The organism is cyanobacterium endosymbiont of Epithemia turgida isolate EtSB Lake Yunoko, from assembly GCF_000829235.1.
In the GTDB taxonomy this organism is placed as follows: Bacteria; Cyanobacteriota; Cyanobacteriia; order Cyanobacteriales; family Microcystaceae; genus Rippkaea.
Genome location: NZ_AP012549.1, coordinates 2,143,777 through 2,163,630 on the forward strand (window position 1 = coordinate 2,143,777; position 19,854 = coordinate 2,163,630).

Genomic DNA, 19,854 nt, shown 5'->3' on the forward strand with positions numbered 1-19,854 from the left:
TTTTAAAAAATAAATCTCAGTCATGTATTTAGATTATATCAAAGTAATTGTTAATTATATCTCAAAATAAATAAAAAAGTCTCCCTTATTTTAAGCATAATTTTTTTAGCAAAAACCCCTATATAATAGGTTTTGCTAAAAAAATTATGCTTAAAATAATTATCAATTCTTAAATAATTAGTACTTATTGCTATAGCTGAAAGTGTTTAGTCAATCTACTACTTATACAAATTTGTTAAGTATTTAATAGCCCAAAAAATATTAATAATAAAAAGGTTATTGATTCAATCAACTAACTTCATTGAGATTAATTATAGATCAACTATTTGAATTTTACTTGTTTAAAAAATAAGGTTAGTAATAGGAAACAGTTAACCCAAAATAGTTTATTTGGATTACTTTTGTAATAAACTAAACAAGTATACAAATCTAGATCTTCTACATTAAGGATATTAAGTAGTTATTCTGTATAGAAAATTAAACCTACAGATAATATTCAACAAATAAAAATTAAAAGCTATTAAAAGCTATTTAAAACTATTAAATAGTATTCAATGATTTTGATTATCGTATAAAAATAAGTGAAGTAAAATTATATTGAAATTTAAAACCAACAACTATCTTGACTTTATTTTATAAAAAAATAACTTATCATAATCGCCCATGATATTCACTTTGCTTCCATCCAGTTGTTACCTGAATAAATATTAACCACTAAAGGAACTGTTAAAATAACAGCATTTTCCATGGTTTGTTTGATTTTTTTTTGTAAGTCATCCCATTCCTCTGGAGGAACTTCAAAAACAAGTTCATCATGAACTTGCAACAATAAATTTGCTTTATAATGACTCAGAATTTTTTGTATTTTAATCATAGTAACTTTAATAATATCAGCACTTGATCCTTGAATTGGTGTATTAGCTGCAGCACGTAACAATTGGGCATCTGTATAATTTAGATGTAACTCATTTAAATTAATATTTTGGGGATTAGTACCTTTAAGTTTTTGCAACCTATCTGTAATAAAATTAAAATATCGTCTTCTTCCTAAAATAGTTGTTACAAATCCTTTAGTAATTGCTTCGATTTTCGTCTTTTCTAAAAACTCAAATACCCTAGAATATCGCTGACGATACTTATTAATAAATATCTTTCCTTCTGCTACTGTTACTCCTGCTTCTCTGGCAAACCTTTGAGCACCCATTCCATAAATTACCCCAAAATTAATTGTTTTACCTAGATTTCTTTCTTCTGGGGTAATAGTTTCTTTATTAAATAAAAGCTTAGCAGTTACAGTATGAACATCCTGACAATTTCGATATGCTTCTAATAATACAGATTCTTGACTTAAATGTGCTAAAATTCTCAATTCAATTTGCGAATAATCTGCTGACACTAATAGCCAATTTTCTTCAGGAATAAATGCTTGGCGAAGCTTACGAGAAAATTGGGAACGAATGGGAATATTTTGTAAGTTAGGATTGGAAGAAGATAATCTTCCGGTTGCTGTCACCGTTTGATTAAAGTCAGTGTGAATTCGTTGGGTATCATCACGAACCAATGCAGGCAAAGCGTCCACGTAAGTCGATTTTAATTTAGATAGAGTACGATATTCTAAAATATAATCAATGATCGGATGATCTCCTTGCAGTTTTTCTAAGGTAGCATGATCGGTAGAATATCCAAGTTTAGTTTTTCGGGATTTCTTGGAATCTAAGTTTAGGTTTTCAAATAAAACTTCTCCAAGTTGTTTAGGAGAACCTAAATTAAATTTTTTTCCTGCTTCTTGGTATACTTGTTCTTCTATAAATTCTAAGTCTTGTTGTAATTGCTTAGATAATTCCTGCAAATAATTGGTATCAACACGAACCCCTGTATCTTCCATAGCTGCCAAGACAGATTCTAAGGGTTGTTCTACTTCTATGAGTAATTTTTTTAAAATTTTAATTGATTCTAATTCAACTTCTAATTTGTCAACTAATAAATAAGTAATATAAGCATCCATTCCACAATAATTTGCAACAATTTTAATGTCTAAACTGGCAATAGTTTCCCCTTTGACGATACCTAATTCCTTGTAACTTTTGGGAATAATTTCAGGTAAATATCGATAACATAAATCACTCAAATTATGACTCATTTCAGGATGTAAAACATAACTGGCTAACATCGTGTCAAACACTATACCGGTCAGGTTAATTCCTTGATGATGTAAAACCAAACGGTCAAATTTCGTATTTTGAAAAACTTTAGCATATTGATCATTCTCCAAAATTAGTCGTAATTTTTCTAAAACTACCTTTTTGTTGAGTTGAACTCCTTTTGTATGTCCTATGGGAATATAAGCTATATCCGTTATTTTATGACCCCAACAACAGCCAATTCCAACTAGTTCCGCATCCCTAGGTTCTAATGACGTTGTTTCAGTATCCCAAGCAATAAAATGTTGATATCCTATATATTGTTTAAGTCGGCTAACCAAGTTATTTAACTGCTCTAAATCTGTAATAATTTCAGGTTTTATTTGCGATAAATTGAAATAGTTATTAGTGATTAATTTATTAGAAATTTTAACTATTTTTTTGCTAGGAAACAAAGAGAGTTGTCTGGGTTCGCATCCATATTTTTGTTTGTCAATTTCTTGACAAACAAAATCGGGAGTTCCTTCAAAAATATATTTTATTTGATCAATTTCTTTTAGAAACTTATTAAGCTCTAGCTTTTGTAATATCCTTTTTAAGGAAGACAAATTAATTTTTTTTAACTTGCATTGGTTTAAATCAATCTCTATCGGGATATCAGTTATAATTTTAGCTAAATTACGAGAGTGCTCTGCATCTTGCATTCCCTCTTTTAGTTTTCTATTATTAGCTCCTTTTATTTGATCTAGATTACTATAAATTTCTTGCAGGTTACTATATTTTTTTAAAAATTTTATAGCTGTTTTATCTCCAATTCCCTTAACTCCTGGAATACTATCCGATCTATCTCCACATAGGGCTTTATAATCAATTACCTGAGTAGGTTTCACTCCTAGTTTAGCTTCTACAGCTTTAGAATCAAATTCTGTATAACCTTCAGACGATAGATTCTTTATTACACTTCTTTCTAAATACAAAACACTAATATTTTTGCTTTCATCAACCAATTGAAAAAGATCACGATCACCACTTATAATTTTAACTTGACATCCTGATTGATTCCCTTTTTCAGCTAAAGTTCCCAACACATCATCCGCTTCATAACCTGAACAAGTTACAATTTCTATGTTTAATGCCTGTAACAATTCTTGAAGATTTTCAAGGTCACAAATAAAATCTTCAGGGGTTTCTTGACGATTTGCCTTATAGTTAGCATCAACTTTATGGCGAAAAGTGGGCTCTTGTAGATCAAAAGCAATAGCTAGATATTGAGGTTTTTGATCTACAAGAATTTGAATTAACGAATTTAAAAATCCAAAACAAACACTGGTAGGAATTCCTGTAGAAGTCTGTAAAGGACCATTTCTAGCTTTAGCAAAAGCATAATAAGCCCGAAACGCTAGAGAATGACCATCAATAAGAATAAAAAGTGGTAAAGATTTCTGATCCTGCATTAAAAAAATCGTAGATTAGTCTCTTTTAATCTTAACGTATTTTTTTTTAGGATAGTTTTTATTAGATTAACTTATAATTCTTATAATTCTTAAAAATGAGTTTAAATAAGTGAATAACTCAACAGTTTAAACTCGTATAACTTAGTTATATCAAGTTAGTAAATACTGGTTTAATTCAGTTAATTTAATATTTTATTGATCAATAATATATCGTCGATACCATGAAATTTATTATATAAATATTAAAAATATGAATATAAAGTTTATTTATCAATTACAAATTAATAAAAAATATTTATTAAACGAATAATATTATTGCAGATTTTATATATTATATTAATAATATGAAGCTTAATATCTCCATTCGATAAAATAATGAATTAACTATTAGATATTTTTCTTATATAAAGAAAGTAATCTATCTCAAAATTAATTGTTACAAATTGATTTGTGTAAAATAATACAAAATTAATGTAAAAATCAATACGATAAAAGTTAAACTTTCTCCAAAGTAAAAAATATAGAATAAAAGATTCAAGGTAATTATTTAAATTTTCTTAAATAGTGAGATTTAAAATCTAGCTAAAATTAATAAAATAGGTTAACAAGAAATCAAAATAATGCTCGAAGATTTAGATTAACAATCATAAATACAAAAATTTTAGAAATTGAAACGGTTAGTAATTAATGAAATTGCTGTGATTAAAGAAAAAAGAAGTAATTGCGTATTGCTGATTTATATAAAGAAATGAGTGTAGTAACTATAGTCAAATAGCCAAAGTCTAACCATAAAGAAGTTTTGAATAATATTGAATAAATTAATCTAGATATTGAAAACTCCTATAAGAGTATTATAAATAAATTAATGTTAATATTGCAAACTAAGATAATAAGAGAGCAATTCTATTTGATGAAATAAGTTAAGACTCAATTAGATAAATTATCAAAAAAGTTTAAACGAGAATTTAAAAAACTTGAAAGTTGATTAAAAAGAGAGCTCATAGAACTAAAATTTTGTCAATTATCAACTCCTAAGTTTCTCGATTCACAATTTTATCAATTTAGTCTACATTTAGATTATTAGTTCGGTATAATGAGGGTTTTTAAAAGCAGTGCGACAATAATATCGTAATACAACTGTAAGATGTACAGCGTACTGAAGAATAAAGTTTTTTAACTCTATCAATATCCTAACTCATAATATAATACCGAGTGTTATGAAGGTTCACAAGATTTAAAATAAATCTTGTGAACTTCTATTCTCTTAACAATCTTCCTCTAATCGTTCATAATTTAGAGAACACATAGATATTAATTCTAAAGGACTGATGAATAAAATTGACCGCATTCGTTTGGGGTTAGCAGTGGCAGTAGCTAAGACAGTCACCGCTGTAGTTCATTTATTAAATTTAGGAGCGGCTAGTGTTTTGCCTGGAGCAATCGCCCGTCGTTTTCATTCTAAACTATTATTTTTACTGTGTGAGCAAGTCAAACAAGGGGTTATTCTAGTAGTAGGAACTAACGGAAAAACTACCACTTCTCTATTGTTGCGAACTATTCTTAAAAACCAAGGGTTCAAAGTTGCTCATAATGATACTGGAGCTAATTTAATTAATGGTTTAGTCACGGCTCTGTTAAAGAATACAAGTTTAATTGGTAAATTAACAGTTGACTATGCAATTCTAGAAGTTGATGAAAATATTGTATCTTTATTACTTAAAGAGTGTCAACCTCGAATAATTTTATGTTTAAATTTGTTTCGAGATCAACTTGATCGTTATGGGGAAATTGATACTATTAGTCAAGGATGGCTAACGGCATTCGCTCTCCTTCCTTCTGATACTACTGTAATTCTCAATGCTGATGATCCAAGTCTCTCTTATTTAGGTCAACAATTATCGCAAAAAGTGCGTTATTTTGGACTAAATGAACCGAATTTATACCTTAAAGAAATTCCCCACGCTGTTGATTCTATTTACTGTCCTCGTTGTGGTTGTATTCTCGATTATCGAGGTATTTACTTTTCTCATTTAGGAGATTTTAATTGTCCTAGTTGTGGATTTATGAAAAGTAAAACTGCCTTTTCTAGCAAAGGCTGGCCACAAATTTTGGTTGGACTTTACAACAAATATAATAGTTTAGCAGCTGGATTAGTTGCTCAGGAATTGGGAATTGAGGTGGCACATATTTTTGACAGCATTAAAAACTTTAGAGCAGCTTTTGGACGGTCAGAAGAATTGACTATTGATGGCACAAATATCCGTATTTTATTATCAAAAAATCCTGTAGGAATGAATGAGACAATACGTGCTGTTAATGACTTAAACGTAACGGGAAAGGCTTCTACAACTCTAATGGTTTTAAATGATCGAATCCCTGATGGAACCGATGTTTCTTGGATTTGGGATGTAGATACGGAAAAATTAATTGATCTAGGAGGAACTTTAATTGTTAGTGGAGATCGTGTCTATGACATGGCACTAAGATTGGAATATAGTCAAGAAACTCTTACTAGTCACAAAAATTCAGTCAAATTGGTTGTAAAAGAGGACTTAAAAGAAGCTATTCAAACTGCTTTAACCTTGACTCCTTCTAATGGAACTCTAAATATTATCCCTACCTATTCTGCTATGTTAGAAGTACGAGGTATTTTAATAGGCCGTCAAATTCTTTAAATAAATTAGTTAAACTTATATCTTTTTATATAAAAATTTAAATAATAAAATTTAATTTACAAAGTTTTACTTAAGTTATGTTTCATTCTATAAACTAATTTATAGAATGAAACATGTTTGCTGCCATCTTAATGTAATTAAATACAAAATAAATCCTATTTAAATATTATTTGTTTCAAGTTAAACTAGAACATAACTTTAATAAAATATGGTTAAAATACTAATTATTTTATCTTTGTGTTTAATTGAATTAGATATAAAAATTAATTTTTAGTTGATCTGCCCCAAAAATTATGCTCGACAGTACTCCTCTTTTGTTGAATAAATATTATTTGATACCGTCATCTTAATAAGAGACATTTAAGCATATTGATTTTGTAAAAAGTATGTTAGTAATTAATATATAAAATTGACAAATAAAACACAAAAATTTTTATTTTATCTCAAATAAAAACATGATAGTTGTCCTCTATAATAAATAAAAATTGCCATAAATTCTCAGAAGTTAAAAAATATTTAAACGGCAATTAAAACTTTAATAATATAAAAATTTTGCCGTTAATAAAATTTTTCTGTCATAACAAATTAACATAGGAGTGAAACGGAGTAAAATTATTGCAAATATTAGTCAAAGATAAAAATATATTAGGATTAAATTAAGTATATAAGAGATAAATCTAAATAAAAACTTAGACTAAATATCGGGACTCTTTGAATTTATTGATTAGTGTTAAAAACTTGTTTCTTGTACATAAAAAGGTATAGAATAATTAGCTTAAACATTTAATCAAGATAATTTATTGCCTATGTTGACAAAAAATAATATAAGATATTGGTTATAAATTAAAGTTAATTAAGAGAAAAGCTCATAGAATCATACATTTTGTCAGGTTTTAACTCTGAAATTTATTGACCTGGCAGTTAATTACGCTAATTCTACATAATTAGTTCGGTGTAACCATAATTGTTAGCTAAATTATTCAAAAAATAGAATGATTGTGGGACTATTAAAAAGTAGAAGAAAAAGAACTTATAAAGTCATTGAAGTTTATTTATTTATACTTATTTTTTATCTTACCAGTTAATATTATTTAGTTTATAGCACAAAAGTTCGAAGATAATTAAATACTAGAACTAACCTGCATCTCAACTTCCAAATAGGTTTTGATATGTATTTTTATACAAAAAATAATTTACTCAAAAAAAAATTGCAATATTTGAGAAAATATATCAACAAAAATAAAAGGTATAAACGAACTAATTCAAATATTTTTAGAGAGTAAAAACTCCAAGTTATCAATGTTGCAATTAAGAATTAAAGCTATATTGTTAAGCAAAAATTTTCAGCAATGATACGGTAAAGAATTTTCCGTTACAAAGTAGTTCTATGAAAAAACAGATCAAGGCACGAACAAAATTATTATGTTTTGCTTAAAATTAACTCTATATGTAGCTAGTCCATGTCAATTTTAAGGAATTTTACAGAATAGATGATGGAGTCAAACAGGTGGTTAATGATCTCCTTAATTACTTAAGTCAAGCTGCACTTTTACAAAAAACGACGAATATTTTGTTGATAGGCTTGATTGTCTAGACCATCCCCTTGATATGATCGTTGATCATCAACGGCTTGATTTAATGCTCTCAATCGATCTGACGTAGCTGGATGAGTACTTAAAAAGTCAGGAACAGAAGATCCATTTTGTTGCATTAATTTCTGCATGAAAGTGACCATTCCAATGGTGGCATATCCAGCATTTCTTAAGTTTATTAAGCCTAATCGATCTGCCTCTAATTCAGACTTTCTATTGTGAGGAAGATTGAGCCCTAATTGCACCCCTAATTGAACAATCGTATTTTCCCTTAAGCCAGCTGCTGACATTAACCCTTGAGAAAGAGCAATATCGCGCATTTGAATGATAGAATGACGAGCAGTAATATGAGCAACTTCATGAGCAACTACACTGGCTAATTCAGCTTCGTTTTCTGCCGTTGCCATTAACCCAGTGTTAATATAAACAAACCCCCCCATTGTCGCAAAAGCATTGATAGATATATCATCGACTACCTGAAAAGTATAAGGAAGGTTAGGACGTTCACTTGTAGGGGCTAGCCGTCGTCCAATATGTTCAATAGCTTGATTTAATTGAGGATTTTGGGAAATGTGAAACTGACCCGAACGGATTAATTCATCATTAATTTGTTGAGCAAGTTTTACTTCTTGAAAATCAGACATAGTAGTTAATTGAATTACCTGTACTCCTTGAAAGAGTAAATTCAACCAAGACTGGCTATAACTTGATTGAATATTGCTTAGAATAACAAAGATTATCACTAATAAAAAAAGACAAGAATAAACCCAGAAGCGATGGAAACAAAAAAAAGATCTAATCATTTTGAATAAGCTAATAAGCCAGATAAAGTGAAGAAATCAGTTATTTATAGTATTATTACTCTTTACTAAGTTAGTGATAGTTCAAGTGTTACACCTACTGTAAGTGTCTACTATAAATTTAATTAAGATCAAATCCTGACTATCACCAATTTAACCTTTTTTATTTCTTACAATCGATTTTAATGAAATTACTACTATTGATATGAATTATGAATACTGATAATTGGTTAATTTATAAAGAGTTTCGCTTTGAGGCTGCCCATCGGTTGCCCCACCACGATGGCAAATGTTCCCGTCTTCATGGTCATAGTTGGATAGGACGGGTTTACATCAAAAGTAATAACCTGATTAAAAAAGGACCTAAACAAGGTATGGTTACTGACTTTAGCGATATTAAGAAGCATTTAAACCCCCTATTAGAGCAGTTTTTGGATCATTACTACCTGAACGAAACCATGGAACTAGAAAATCCCACCTGTGAAATAATCGCCAAATGGATTTTTGAGAAACTTGAATTAGCAGGACTGCAAGGACTGCAAGGAGTAGAAATTCAAGAAACTTGCACTGCTGGAGCGAGATTCACTAAAGAGAATTGACTAAACTAATAGTTAGATTGCTAATGAGTTTAGCCTTGTAAAGAAATAGGTTTAATTACTATCAAAAACTTGTTTCTTGTATCTGTGTTATTTAGTTGCTGATTGTTTTGTATTATTTTTTATTCATTTAATCATATTTCTTCACTAAGAAGAGTCATCTACTGTGATGAAACACTATAAATCAAAGAAAATTTAAATAATTTTGGGGTTCAGTTAGTTAACTCTATATCTTCAAGATCAAGAATTATTCTCAGGAAGTTTCTTATCTTTCTAATCTCTAGTGCGTTTAGCTCAAAAACGATTCCTAAGAAAAAACATAGATAGCTACAAAAGTACAACGAAATGCACTTGCTGAAGTTTGATTAAGTACGTTTATCGATAAGTGATCTTCAACATTGACACAAAATTTGACGATTGAGCTAAGTAATATGGATCATACAAAAATAATTAAATTAGAACAAACCTTCTAACTGAGTACTTCTCGACCGGACTAAAGTGCAGATAATTTTCTCTGTTTTGGTTTTAGATCTTCAATTACTAGCTAATTCGCAAGAAGGCACAAGATCCTTCCTGGCAAAGAAAATTTTTGCGTTACTCTTAAGAGTAGATGTAGTGTAATACATTTAATAGAAAGCTTTTGGAGGAATTCTTAAAGAAGGAAGACAGAAGATAAAGCCTATGAAGAGAGCTAGATAGTAAGAAGTTAAGAAAATCCCAACAACCACACAAGAGATTCAATTGTAGACTAGATACAGGGAGTCTTAGCGTCAGTTACATTATAACACTATAAACCTCTGGAAGGTCTGTGTGAGGAGACGCTTGTTGAATTTCTTCCTTTAGTCTTACTTAAGACTAGATTTTAAATATTAATACCCATCTATCAACCGTGAACTATGTTATCGACAGAGCAAAAGAAAACCCATTCAGGGCAAGACTATTTAGAGAAAGAAATTCTAGAACAGGGTGAGCGATCACCAAACCAGTCATTATTCCCCCTAACTGCTAAGATCAATAATCATAATTGCTTAGAAATTGGCGGTTGCGATCTTAGGACCCTAATTAAACAATTTGGTTCTCCTCTTTATGTTCTCGATGAAGCAACTCTACGAAGTGCCTGTCGTCAATATAGAGAAGCTTTCAAGCGTCACTATCAAGGACCCTCTCAAGTCATTTATGCCTCTAAAGCTTGGAGTTGCTTAGCCATTGCCAGTATTGTTGCTAGTGAAGGATTAGGTTTTGATGTTGTATCGGGGGGAGAACTGTATACTACCCTCAAGACTTTAGAGAAGATGGGACGCACCTCTGAACAAATTGCCCAACAAATTTACTTTCATGGCAATAATAAGTCTCTTGCAGAACTAAAACTAGCTATTGAGGTTAATTGCACTATTGTTGTTGATAATTGGTTCGAATTAGAAACTCTAGCTCAACTAGGCAATCAAACTGCTTCCATGAGTATTCCCATCCTTGTGCGCTTAGCTCCAGGAATTGAATGTCATACTCATGAGTATATTCGCACAGGACATCTAGACAGCAAATTTGGCTTCGATCTCTACCAACTCGATACCGTTTTTAAATATATTAGTCAGCAATCATGCTTTGATTGCCGGGGGTTACATGCCCATATTGGCTCTCAAATTTTTGAGGAACAACCCCATCAAGACTTAGGAGAAGTTATGGTGGAGTTGCTTCAAAAAGCCCAAAGTTATGAATTAGTCTTGCAAGAATTAAATATTGGCGGAGGCTTGGGCATTCGCTATATGAAAGATGACAATCCCCCCAGTATAGAACAATGGGTTAAAGGAGTGAGTCGCTCCGTAATGAAAGCATGTGATAGTTATCAATTTCCCTACCCTAAACTCATCGCTGAACCTGGACGTTCTTTGGTGGGATCAGCCTGTGTCACTGGCTATACTATAGGCAGTCGAAAAGAAATTCCTCAACTGCGAACCTATATCGCTGTAGATGGTGGAATGTCTGATAACCCTCGTCCCATTACCTACAAATCGCTCTATTGTCTGGTGATAGCTAATAGAATGTTAGAACCCTGCACGGAAACTGTCACTATCGCGGGCAAACACTGTGAGTCTGGAGACATTCTGATTAAAAATACTCAGTTGCCTCAAACCCAACCAGGGGATATTCTGGTAGTGATGGGAACAGGAGCCTATAACTATAGTATGGCTTCTAATTATAATCGTCTTCCTAGACCAGCTGCTGTCTTAGTTAAAGATGGAGAAGCTAATCTAGTGATCAAACGAGAAACCTATGATGATTTAATTCGTCAAGATCACCTTCCTGAAAGGCTACTGTCTTAATTTAAATCCCTCATTGCTTGTTATTTTGATTGCTCCTTAATCTCTACCATCCTCCATCATGTCGGGTGATACTCCTGGCCCTCGCTGGATACCCTCCGGGCTAATCCACAATGGCATTGATATTGCATTGGTGCTACTGCTGACTTATTTAATTCTTCTTGCCATTGGGGAACGTCGTACTCTCTGGATAGTGCGAGGGTTAATTATTTTAATGCTGGCACAAGTGATCAGCCAACGGCTTCAACTTAGGCTGCTCGAAGTTGTCCTGGATAAATTAGTGTTGGGGTCCGCCGTTGCTATGGCAGTAATTTTTCAGGGAGAATTCCGACGATTTCTTGAATTATTGGGACGTGGACAAATGCTACAATTATTTCAACGACGACTTCCAACTCCTAAGCCTGATAGTGTAGTCGATGAAATTGTTGATGCGGTTAAAGAACTCTCTCAAAATAGAACAGGAGCCTTAATGGTTCTAGAAACAATTGCTTCTGTGGATACAAGAGTATTTGTGAATCCAGGGGTTCCCCTCAATGGAGAAGTCTCGAAAGAATTACTTCAAACAATTTTTCAGCCGAAAACTCTCTTACACGATGGGGCTATTTTTATTCGCGGGTCGCGTATTGTCTCAGCAGGAGTGATTTTACCCCTATCCGAACGAACTGCTCATCGACAACTAGGAACACGACATCGATCAGCTATGGGCATTACAGAACGAGTTGGTAATTGTTTATGTGTAGTAGTCTCTGAGGAAACAGGCTCGATTTCTTTAGCCCAAGGTGGAACTCTTGATCGTCCTCTGACTAGTAGTAAGTTAAAAGAACTTCTCGAAGAAAAATTATCTCTACTTGTCGAGCGAGAGTCTGTAGCCCCTGGTTTAGGACTTGTCAGTCGTACTCTTGGCTCACAAATACGAAACTTGCTTGCTTCTTTGAGGTCTCAAAATGTTCGAAAGTAATGATAACTGATAAGTTAGTGATATCCAGCAATCAAGTTCTATAGAACCTGTCAGATAAAACCCGAATATTAACGTCTTGAAAGTCTTATACAGGATTTGAATAGTCTGACTGTTATTAACATGCTAAATAAGGCTATATTATAATCTTATGGCTTTCTAGCATCAAAAGTTCAGTTAAGCTAAAAATCATTTCTAATAATTTAGAAAACTTCAATTAACAGGCACAAGTAAACAAACTTATATAATATCAATACCTAACTCTAAAAACTTGATAGTTGTGGTTATACCAGATTGATGATATACAACAATTAACTAGTAAAATACCAAGTCAGGAAATATTGAAGTTAAATATCGATTAACTTTCTGAGTATATAAACTCTTCTTTGAATTAACCTCAATTTAATTTGTTATCAATAAAATATACTATTATACAATTTTTTCATGAATAAAAAAATTGTATAATAGTTGTTACCCTAAGCCATGGCTTTATTGTTTATTTTTTATCCAGTGAATAGATGGTTTAATATCAATCAGCTAATCTCAATAAACAGCCTTAATATCTAAAACAAAGTTTTTAAAAGATTTGTTTTAGATATCGCATTAAAATTGGTATATTTATAACTTTTTTTTATTTCCTTAATCTTTTTTTGTTTGGGCAAAATATATATTTATTCTTATTTAAATTTAACTATTTTTTACAAGGGTTTTTACTTATTTATTAAAACTTTTTACTTTATTATATGCAATTTACACACTAGGATATAAATTTAAGGTATTGGTTTATTAACTCGAATTAATTTTTTAAATTTTAGTTAATTTTTTTTGAACCTCTAACTATTTTAGTTTAAATCTAATTGTAGAAATTTACTTATATTAAAACAATAAAAAAATAATCTAGATAAAAATAAAATTTAGAACGTATTATTTAGTTTTACTGCCTTAATTATAGCAAAAAATATAATTACTTGGAAAAAAATGGTTAAACAATTTAACTGATAAATTAGTTTAAAAATTAGTCTATTAATTAAAATTAAGGCCAGCACATAAACAAATGCCAAAAGTGACTTGTTAACATTTAACAAATTCTAGTATTCAAGAAAATTAGATTGATTTAAAAAGCTCAGAGACTATATATCGAAGTTGAATATCAAAATATCAGAAAGAAAGATTAATTGTAAATTTACTTTAAAAAGTAAATTTACAATTAGATTTAAGCCAATTAAAAATAAAAATTTAGAGTATGATTTTATAATCACTAATTGCTAGTATAACCGAGTACTATGAATGTCATATATATTTAATTTTATTGAATTGATAAAGCAAAAGAAACTTATTTGGTTAAATATTAAAAATAAATATAATATATTTGAATTTAAGCAATAAATATTTAGTGAAAAATATAGCTAAATATTGTAAAGGTATTTTCATTACAAGCTTATATTAAATAGCATGTTTTGACAAGAGAAGAGCGTCTTTAATAATTAAAATAGAAGCTAGCGTACTTTCCATAATTATAGTCAACAGAAACCCTATGAACGTTAATAGATAAACTTTAAATTTATTAGGGGTTTCAAAAACTTAATAAAATAGAAAATTTTTGATTATCTATATTTTCGTAATTTGTTCAATATAATTAAACAAAAAACTTAAAATAAGTTAAATTTTAAGTTTTTTATGATGAAGGTATAGCTCTTAACTTAAGTATGATTACTACTTCAGATCTTCTTGTTTATATAGTTACTACTATCCCTCTTCTTAAGGAATATTTAATATTTTTTTATATTATATATTTCAGTATATTTAGTTTGACAACGATTAATGTTGAGATGGATATATTTTTGATTTAAGTAAATTTTTAAATAGTTAGTTTATTCTCTTTATATAAATTTATAAATGTCTAAAACATAATCATGCAAGTTGTTTGTCAATCTATTTTTTATAAAACCAAAACTATTAATATACCATTTAAAATATAAAAACTAGTTATAATTAATTATTCTAAATTAATAATTTCATTCATCATACTAATTTGAGTATTTAATACCTTAGATTAAGTATGAGTCAGGTAAAGATATTAAGTTTAGCATAACTTAATTAAAAGATAAGGTCTGCCAGAGTACTATCTGTATAATAATTATGGCTTTTGATAAGCTTATTATCGATAATCAAACTTTGTCTTTATGCTTGCAATCTGTACATGATAGGTTTAGTATAACCATACTTGTCAGCCCAAAAAACTTAAGCCGCTATGATAATATACTATGTAAAAGCATCATGGGCTAGTTTAAAATAATCGCCATTACCATTATGATCAATCTATAAAAATAGATCAAAGCAAAATAGTTGACAATATGGCAGAAAGCAAATTGGTAATCAAGAATAACTTATTCCATATAAATTCTGTAGACACACTCCTCAAAATGTTTTTCCAAGTACGAGGAAATAAAATTTCATACAATAAATAAATTGCCAGATAATAATGACTCTTAAATTCATTGTCTCAAAGGATTTACCCATCGATCTTGATCAAGTTCGTCTTCCTAAACACGTAGCAATAATAATGGATGGTAATGGACGCTGGGCTAAGCGTCGTGGACTTCCTCGTATGATGGGACATCAACGAGGTGTTGATACCCTTAAAAATTTACTTCGTTGTTGTCGTGACTGGAAAATTCCGGCGTTGACCGCTTATGCTTTTTCGACGGAAAATTGGGGAAGACCTCTTGACGAAGTAGAATTTTTGATGACTCTATTTGAACGAGTGTTACGTCGTGAACTACGAGAAATGATGAAAGAAAATATTAGGATCTCTTTTGTGGGAAATTTAGAAGTTCTTCCTCCTTCTTTGCAATTAGAAATTACCCGTTCTATGAACGATACTCAAGACAATACAGGGATTCAATTTACAGTGGCTACTAATTATGGTGGTCGTCAAGAGATTATCCAGGCTTGTCAGGCAATTGCTATTAAAATCCAAAAAGGTCTTTTAGCACCAGAAGAAATTAATGAATCTCTATTTGAACGCTATTTATATACTTCGGGAATTACTCATCCCGATCTTTTAATTCGTACCAGTGGGGAAATGCGAATTAGTAATTTTCTCCTTTGGCAATTAGCTTATGCTGAAATATATGTTACTCAAACCTTATGGCCAGATTTTAATCGAGAGGAGTTTTACAAAGCTTTATTAGCTTATCAAAAAAGAGAACGGCGATTTGGGAAAGTTTAGTTCAAGTAAAAGAGTTTTATCTCTAGTGAAAATACTATATCTAGTTTATAGTAACTGCAGGGTGTTAGTTATTTAATTATCTATGTTAACTTTTCGTCAGTATAAACAAAATCCTCTTAAAGTGATCAAACATCTTTCTAAACTCTCAGAATCTGAGCAAATAGAAGCTGAACATAAAAAAAATATACTAATTTTAATAGAAAATTTAATAGAAAGAGAAGAGGCAACTTTTAAGATGATTATTGATTGTCTTTATGATATTGGTTCAGTAAACTTAATCAATAAGAAGTTTTCTATTTGTCCCTTTAATCAAATAATGAAGCTAATCGCTAAGTTTTCTAGACCTGGATTTCGCTTTGTCGCCTTTTATTGGGTTCATAAAAATACCCCTCAATTAATTACTAATTGGCTGTTAAAAAAAGTGAAGAGATTAGGATAATCATTGTTGATTGTAAATTTCTTATTTTTTATTCAACTTGTTGTCGTCGTTCCGCAAACCATTTTTGCAACTGTTGACGACATTCATTTTCATAGATACCTGAAATAACGGCTAAACGATGGTTAGAACAGTAACTATCGGGCAAATTCAGTACTGTACGAATGGTTCCTGACTTAGGATCGTCACATCCATAAACGAGTAATCCTAAGCGAGATTGAATAATTGCTCCTGTACACATAGGACAGGGTTCAAGAGTAACGTAGAGTGTGCAGTCCTTTAAGTTCCAAGTATGCAATGTTTTAGCCGCAATGCGGATAGCCATAATTTCTGCATGAGCAGTAGGATCTTGATCTGTTTCTTTACGATTAGCTGTCTGGGCGATTAAATTTCCCTGACTATCAACAATAATAGCCCCTACGGGAACTTCTCCCATTTCTCCCGCCTTTTGTCCAAGGGTGAGTGCCTTTGCTATCCAATAAAGATGAGTGTGATAAGAGGTTTGGATAATCAATTGAAGTAACGGAACGAGAACAACAAAAAACGGAGACAGACAAAGGTTCAAGCTGTTTTAAGAAGTGTCTAAGCAGTTTAGCTAAACTTAAATGTTGACCAACTTAAATCTTAATAATTGAAGAGTAGTCCAACAGGATTTTTTGTTAGACATACTACTATAATAAAACCATCAGGCTAAGTTTCAACAGCGTGAGCTTCCCACTCTAAATCTTTGTGATGAAATGTATATATCTTTTAAGATAAGATAGTACTGAATTTATAAGTTTAATGTCTGACCTTAATATTTTTATAGGGTTTTAACCTAAACAAACTTATCCTGTATAAATTAGTCTATAGATTAATTTTAAGAAAGCAATATTTAAGTAAAAAATACTAGATTAATTTTAGTTCTATTTGGAGTTATATGTAATAAGCTATAGGCTTTTCGTTGAGTTCAAAGTTATTTGAAAGAAAACAAGGAATAAATTATCTTTAATTCAAAATAACTGGCGGTAGTTTTAAAGACTTTGTTGCTGTGGTTAACGATACAGAATTACGTTTTAATTTAGGAGGCAAGCCTTGATTATATGAAGATAAAGGCTCAGTTAGTGTTTGAGTGTATTTAGCAGTGATTGGTAATTCAATAGCTGTAAATTCTTTCTTAGTCCTTTCTATGACTTTAAATTCAAACTGATGAGAAGATTTATGCTCAGTATTAAATAATTCAATAGTATAATTAACAGGGTAGTGTTCCCTACTATAAATTTTAAAAGGATAGTGAGTAATAATAACTTCTGTCATGGTCTGTAGTACAACTTTTCCTGATAAATACGGAAGACCTTCTAGCTTGTCAGGAATAACTAATGTTTGATTAAATGTATAGGGTAGAGTTTTATCGGAAAGACTACAGTCTATTTTCATGATCATCTCATCAGTATAAGGATGTCTTAATTGATAGCAAAGTTGCGCTGTTAAAGCTAATTTTTCTCCATAACTTTGCGTATTAATTTTTCCTGCAATGGTAATATATTCATCCGGATTTCCTTGAAATGTATCTTGCTCTAGGATAAGCTGGAGAGTTGTTGCTGTTATTTCGTCTGATGAAGATAACTCAAGAAAATTCTCTGAACTATGTTGACAATCTGTCTCATAGTTGTCGGTCAATGGCTCTACTTTCTCCTTTACCAATTTTTCCAATTGATGGAGATAAAACTGGGCTATCTTATTAGAGGAGTTGTTAATGTAGGGAGTTCCGTAAATTTCTAATTTGTTGGAATGATTATACTGAGATAATTTTTTTTTTTCTTCTATAGAAATATCATTAATGGTACCTCTAAAACAGTCGATTTGTGCGTCAAAAGAATTTCGGTTAGTCACAGTATCTAAAATCTGAAGTTTTAGAGTTTTCTGCCAAGTTTCACCAATCAATTCTGACATTATATCGTTGCGACAGCGTATTTCCCAAATTCCAGTAAATAATTCTTTAAATGCAAAAATCATCACTAACCCCTGTAGATTGACGTGACGAGAATAGTTTTGAGTATTATAGGGGAAATCTTCACATGTTAAGGTTTGGTAACTAATGCGAACTTCAAGATCACTATCAAAGTGATTAGAATTAGCAAGAAGACTATAAGTGCCTGGTTCAATTTCGAAGGTTAATGAGGGAATGGAAACCCATTGATGATCGCCTTCTTTTTGAATCAGAAATTCCCAAGATTTCATTGCTACTTGCTCTATATAGTTACCAGTTTGTTTATATGTGTCTGGCCAACTGTTCTTTAAGTTCCCCAACTTGACTAATTAATTCTTCTTGGGTTAAAGTGTTCTGTTCTTTGCTGGCTAACCATTTAAGTTGAACGGTTTGAGTTTCAGCTTCCGTATCTCCAAATACAAGACAAGCAATCGCCCCACTGCGATCAGCTCGCTTAAATTGTTTCCCAAAAGCACCGCCACTGAGGTCTAATTCTACAGTTAAACCTTCATGACGTAATTTTTGGGCTATGACCAAGGCTTTGCTTTCGGCCTTTTTACCTTTAGACACAATGTATAAATCAGGAGATGTATTTGGAGTATCCTGTATTTGCTTCAGGAGAATGATTAGGCGTTCTATTCCAATCGCCCATCCTATAGCTGGAATATCAGGTCCCCCTAGTTCAGCTACTAAATCATCGTAGCGACCTCCCCCACAAACTGTACTTTGTGCGCCAAGATCCTCTGATTGAATTTCAAAGACGGTATGAGTATAGTAATCTAAACCTCTCACTAGACAAGAATTTAATAAATAATTAATATTTAAATCCGTTAAAAATTGTTGAACTTGGTCAAAATGCTTCTGGGACTCATACCCCAAATACTCAATAATATTAGGGGCACTTTGATTAATTTCTTTTATCCGTTGATTTTTACTATCTAGAATGCGCAAAGGGTTTCTTTCTAGACGATCTTGAGAATCAAGTTCCAATTCGTCTTTGTAGGGAAGAAAATAATTAACTAAGGCTTCTCGATAGCTTTGTCTATCATTGCGATTACCGACGGAATTTAAATTTAATTTAAAACTTTGTAGCCCTAATGTTTTGAGAATATCAATTGCTAAGGCAATCACTTCTACATCTGCTCTAGGATCGCTACTACCAAATAGTTCTAGACCGATTTGATTGAATTGCCGTTGACGGCCAGCTTGAGGACGTTCATAGCGAAACATTGGTCCCTTGTACCATAACCTTTGCACTCCTCCTACAGCGTATAGGTTGTTTTGTAAAAAAGCACGAACAACGCCGGCCGTTCCCTCTGGACGTAAGGTTAAAGAACGATCTCCCCTATCTTTGAAAGTATACATTTCTTTGCCCACTACGTCGGTAGCTTCTCCTATACCTCGTTCAAACAACGACGTTTGCTCAAAAATAGGGGCTCGAATTTCCTGATACATTGCTCTACCAAGAATTTCTGTGGTAACAGTTTCTACATATCGCCAGTATTCAATCTCTGCTGGTAGTATATCCCGTGTTCCTGGTACTGTTTGAATTATACCCATTGGGGCTGCACTTAAATTCTAAAATTTGCGCTAATGTAACACCAATTATTATAAAGCAATTAGCCGTTAATATAATAAAACAGGTTACTTAATTATTAGTTAAATTTATTTGTATGACTGAGTATT

General features: G+C 31.3%; 11 protein-coding genes. 6 read left to right on the forward strand and 5 right to left on the reverse strand.

Annotated elements, in window-relative coordinates:
• Positions 1-670: 670 nt before the first annotated feature.
• Positions 671-3,595 (reverse strand): DNA polymerase I, encoded by a 2,925-nt coding sequence (gene polA / locus ETSB_RS06700; RefSeq protein WP_044107054.1) that lies wholly within the window; start codon positions 3,593-3,595, stop codon positions 671-673.
• A 1,328-nt stretch (positions 3,596-4,923) separates the two neighbouring features.
• Here polA and ETSB_RS06705 point away from each other — a divergent pair.
• Complete coding sequence (locus ETSB_RS06705; protein ID WP_044107056.1) at positions 4,924-6,270, forward strand: Mur ligase family protein; 1,347 nt, start codon at positions 4,924-4,926, stop codon at positions 6,268-6,270.
• 1,549 nt (positions 6,271-7,819) lie between these two features.
• On the opposite strand, the gene ETSB_RS06710 is transcribed toward ETSB_RS06705, so the two are convergent.
• A complete protein-coding gene (locus ETSB_RS06710; RefSeq protein WP_044107057.1) occupies positions 7,820-8,665 on the reverse strand; it encodes a M48 family metallopeptidase in 846 nt (281 codons plus the stop codon).
• A 209-nt stretch (positions 8,666-8,874) separates the two neighbouring features.
• Between ETSB_RS06710 and queD the strand changes: the two genes are divergently transcribed.
• The 5 genes from queD (at position 8,875) to ETSB_RS06735 (ending at position 16,202) form a co-directional block, all read left to right on the forward strand.
• The gene (gene queD / locus ETSB_RS06715) at positions 8,875-9,261 is read left to right on the forward strand and encodes a 6-carboxytetrahydropterin synthase QueD (RefSeq protein WP_044107058.1); all 387 of its coding nucleotides are present in this window, start codon (positions 8,875-8,877) and stop codon (positions 9,259-9,261) included.
• Between the two features lie 893 nt (positions 9,262-10,154).
• Positions 10,155-11,579 carry a diaminopimelate decarboxylase gene (lysA, locus tag ETSB_RS06720; RefSeq protein WP_044107059.1) on the forward strand — a complete coding sequence of 475 codons (1,425 nt, stop codon included), beginning with the start codon at positions 10,155-10,157 and terminating at the stop codon, positions 11,577-11,579.
• 58 nt (positions 11,580-11,637) lie between these two features.
• A complete protein-coding gene (gene cdaA / locus ETSB_RS06725) occupies positions 11,638-12,534 on the forward strand; it encodes a diadenylate cyclase CdaA (RefSeq protein WP_044107060.1) in 897 nt (298 codons plus the stop codon).
• Between the two features lie 2,479 nt (positions 12,535-15,013).
• Complete coding sequence (gene uppS, locus ETSB_RS06730; RefSeq protein WP_044107062.1) at positions 15,014-15,763, forward strand: polyprenyl diphosphate synthase; 750 nt, start codon at positions 15,014-15,016, stop codon at positions 15,761-15,763.
• Between the two features lie 82 nt (positions 15,764-15,845).
• A complete protein-coding gene (locus ETSB_RS06735; RefSeq protein ID WP_044107063.1) occupies positions 15,846-16,202 on the forward strand; it encodes a hypothetical protein in 357 nt (118 codons plus the stop codon).
• 28 nt (positions 16,203-16,230) lie between these two features.
• Here ETSB_RS06735 and tadA read toward each other — a convergent pair whose 3' ends face one another.
• The 3 genes from tadA to hisS all read right to left on the reverse strand — a co-directional run bounded on the left by tadA (position 16,231) and on the right by hisS (position 19,728).
• Positions 16,231-16,713 (reverse strand): tRNA adenosine(34) deaminase TadA, encoded by a 483-nt coding sequence (tadA, locus tag ETSB_RS06740; RefSeq protein WP_044107670.1) that lies wholly within the window; start codon positions 16,711-16,713, stop codon positions 16,231-16,233.
• Between the two features lie 473 nt (positions 16,714-17,186).
• Positions 17,187-18,419, reverse strand: a complete 1,233-nt coding sequence (locus ETSB_RS06745) for a hypothetical protein (protein WP_044107064.1) — start codon at positions 18,417-18,419, stop codon at positions 17,187-17,189.
• 31 nt (positions 18,420-18,450) lie between these two features.
• Positions 18,451-19,728 carry a histidine--tRNA ligase gene (gene hisS / locus ETSB_RS06750; RefSeq protein ID WP_044107065.1) on the reverse strand — a complete coding sequence of 426 codons (1,278 nt, stop codon included), beginning with the start codon at positions 19,726-19,728 and terminating at the stop codon, positions 18,451-18,453.
• Between the last annotated feature and the right edge of the window lie 126 nt (positions 19,729-19,854).

Bases quoted from the DNA above. Each gene is read 5' to 3' on its own strand.
- polA (WP_044107054.1), bottom strand. From the start codon at position 3,595: ATGCAGGATCAGAAATCTTTACCACTTTTTATTCTTATTGATGGTCAT.
- ETSB_RS06705 (WP_044107056.1), top strand. From the start codon at position 4,924: ATGAATAAAATTGACCGCATTCGTTTGGGGTTAGCAGTGGCAGTAGCT.
- ETSB_RS06710 (WP_044107057.1), bottom strand. From the start codon at position 8,665: ATGATTAGATCTTTTTTTTGTTTCCATCGCTTCTGGGTTTATTCTTGT.
- queD (WP_044107058.1), top strand. From the start codon at position 8,875: ATGAATACTGATAATTGGTTAATTTATAAAGAGTTTCGCTTTGAGGCT.
- lysA (WP_044107059.1), top strand. From the start codon at position 10,155: ATGTTATCGACAGAGCAAAAGAAAACCCATTCAGGGCAAGACTATTTA.
- cdaA (WP_044107060.1), top strand. From the start codon at position 11,638: ATGTCGGGTGATACTCCTGGCCCTCGCTGGATACCCTCCGGGCTAATC.
- uppS (WP_044107062.1), top strand. From the start codon at position 15,014: ATGACTCTTAAATTCATTGTCTCAAAGGATTTACCCATCGATCTTGAT.
- ETSB_RS06735 (WP_044107063.1), top strand. From the start codon at position 15,846: ATGTTAACTTTTCGTCAGTATAAACAAAATCCTCTTAAAGTGATCAAA.
- ETSB_RS06745 (WP_044107064.1), bottom strand. From the start codon at position 18,419: ATGAAATCTTGGGAATTTCTGATTCAAAAAGAAGGCGATCATCAATGG.
- hisS (WP_044107065.1), bottom strand. From the start codon at position 19,728: ATGGGTATAATTCAAACAGTACCAGGAACACGGGATATACTACCAGCA.